The organism is Pseudoroseomonas cervicalis ATCC 49957 (genome assembly GCF_000164635.1).
GTDB classification, from domain to species: domain Bacteria; phylum Pseudomonadota; class Alphaproteobacteria; order Acetobacterales; family Acetobacteraceae; genus Pseudoroseomonas; species Pseudoroseomonas cervicalis.
In genome coordinates this window covers 286075-288438 of record NZ_GG770777.1, presented here as the reverse complement: position 1 = coordinate 288438, position 2364 = coordinate 286075, and the positions used below count along the sequence as shown (strand labels likewise).

The 2364-nt window shown below is 72.6% G+C and carries 3 protein-coding genes; all 3 read left to right on the top strand.

From position 1 onward, the window contains the following. Window positions 1-82: 82 nt before the first annotated feature. Window positions 83-754 carry a GntR family transcriptional regulator gene (locus HMPREF0731_RS01185; RefSeq protein ID WP_007002157.1) on the top strand — a complete coding sequence of 224 codons (672 nt, stop codon included), beginning with the start codon at window positions 83-85 and terminating at the stop codon, window positions 752-754. A 289-nt stretch (window positions 755-1043) separates the two neighbouring features. Further along, window positions 1044-1874, top strand: a complete 831-nt coding sequence (locus tag HMPREF0731_RS01180; protein ID WP_211207876.1) for an alpha/beta fold hydrolase — start codon at window positions 1044-1046, stop codon at window positions 1872-1874. Window positions 1875-2031: 157 nt separating this feature from the next. Continuing rightward, window positions 2032-2364, top strand: a 333-nt coding sequence (locus tag HMPREF0731_RS01175) for a winged helix-turn-helix domain-containing protein (RefSeq protein WP_007002155.1), incomplete at its 3' end; no start/stop codon positions are given.

The window sequence follows — 2364 nt, the reverse complement described above, 5'->3', positions numbered from 1 at the left end:
GACCCGCCGCCGCGCGGCCCGCACCGGCCGCGCGGCCCGCGCCTCGCCTTCGCGCCCCCGCCCCGCTACAAGCAGCCGCACCATGCCGGACACACCGACGGATCTTCCGGACCAGCGCGACAGCCGGCCCGCCTCGCTCAACCTGTCCGGCCTCGCCTACCGCGCCGTGTCGGAGATGATCCGCGACCGCCGCCTGCGCGGCGGCGAGACGGTGGTGGAGCAGCGCCTGGCGGAGACGCTCGGCATCTCCCGCACCCCGCTGCGCGAGGCGCTGCAAAGGCTGGAGGGCGAGGGGCTGGTGGTGAAGGCCGCCAACCGCTCCTTCGTGGTGCGGCATGTCGATCTCGCCGAATACCTGCACAGCCTGAAGGTGCGCGAGATCCTGGAGCCGGAGGCGGCGGCGCTGGCCGTGGGGCACATCCCGATGGGCAGGCTGCACGCCATCCGCGCCGAGGCGGTGGAACTGCACGCCGCCGCCACCCACACCCATGAGCACTGGGTGTCGGACGACCATGTGCACCGCATCTATGCCGCGCATTGCGGCAACGAGGTGATGGCGCGGCTGATCGAGGGGCTGCGCACCACCACACGGCTGTTCGAGATCGCGCGGCTGTCGGATCGCGTCGGCCCGGATTCCAGCGAGCACATCGCCATCCTCGACGCGCTGATCGCGGGCGATGCCCGCGCGGCGCGGCGTGCCGTGCAGCAGCATCTGCGCTCGCTGTCGCGCTTCTCGCTGGCGGTGGTGCGCTAGCCCCGCCGCCCCGGCGGCTCACGGCAGCTTTGTGCAAGAAGGCCAGGGCAGCGCGCGGCTAGATCGGCGTCGTCCCGGCGGCGCGCGGCGTGCCCGCGCTGTCCGGGCACAGATCCGCCCGGAAAGGAAGCCGATGCTCCCCCCACCGCCCCCGCCGGCGACCTCGCTGTCCCGGCGCACCCTCCTGCTCGCCGGCAGCGGCGCGACGGCCGGCCTCCTCCTCAGTGACGCCACCGCGGCCGGGCGGCCCGCCACGACCCCCGCACCCACCCCACCCGGAGAGAAGATTGTGTCCAGCATCACCACGCGCGACGGCGTCTCGATCTACTACAAGGATTGGGGCCCGCGCGACGGGCAGCCCGTCATCCTCAGCCATGGCTGGCCGCTGAACGCCGACAGCTGGGAAAGCCAGGCCTTCCACCTCGCCAGCCACGGCTTCCGCGTCGTCACCCATGACCGGCGCGGCCATGGCCGCTCCAGCCAGCCCTGGGACGGCAACGACATGGACCACTACGCCGACGACCTGGCGCAGCTGATCGAGGCGGTGGACCTGCGCGGCGTGTCGATCTTCGGCTTCTCGACCGGCGGCGGCGAGGTGGCGCGCTATGTCGGCCGCCACGGCACCGGGCGGGTGGCGAAGCTCGGCCTGATCTCCGCCGTGCCGCCGCAGATGGTGAAGAGCCCGACCAACCCCGGCGGCCTGCCGATGGAGGTGTTCGACGGCATCCGCGCCGCCAGCATCGCCGACCGCGCGAAGCTGTATCTCGACATCGCCAGCGGCCCGTTCTTCAACTTCAACCGCCCCGGCGCCGTGCCCTCGCAGGGCATGATCCAGTCCTTCTGGATGCAGGGCATGCTGGCCGGCCACAAGAACACCTATGACTGCATCAAGGCCTTCTCGGAGACCGACTTCACGGCCGACCTGAAGAAGTTCGACAGGCCGACGCTGATCGTGCATGGCGATGACGACCAGATCGTGCCGATCGACGCCGCCGCCCGCGCCGCCAAGGCGCTGGTGCCGCAGGCCGAGCTGAAGGTCTATGCCGGCGCGCCGCACGGGTTGACCGACACGCACAAGCAGCAGCTCAACGACGACCTGCTGACCTTCCTGCGCGGCTGAGCCGCTGGCCGGCCGGGGCGGAGCACCCTGCCCCGGCCTCGAAAAAAACTTTGAATACAAGGGACTGGCCGGGCGTGGGCGTTGCCTGCCCCGGGCCGGCGCTCTATACCGGCGGCTGGTGCCGCGGGCGGGCCGCGCATGCCGGGCCGGAGGATGCGTGACCAGGGAGGAGGAGATCAGCTTCGGGGCGTTCTCGCTGTTCCCCGGGCGCAAGCTCCTGCTGCGCGGCGGCGAGCCGGTGCGGATCGGCCAGCGCGCGCTCGACCTGCTGGTGGCCCTGGCCCGCCGCCCGGGCGAGGTGCTGGAGCGCGACGCGCTGATCCCCGCCGTCTGGCCCGGCCGCCATGTCGATGAGTCCAACCTGCGCGCCCAGGTCGCCGCCCTGCGCAAGGCGCTGGGCGAGAGCGAGGCCGAGGCGCGCCATGTGCTGACCGTGCCGGGGCGCGGCTACAGCTTCGTGGCGCCGCTGCGCGAGAGCGTGCCACCGCCG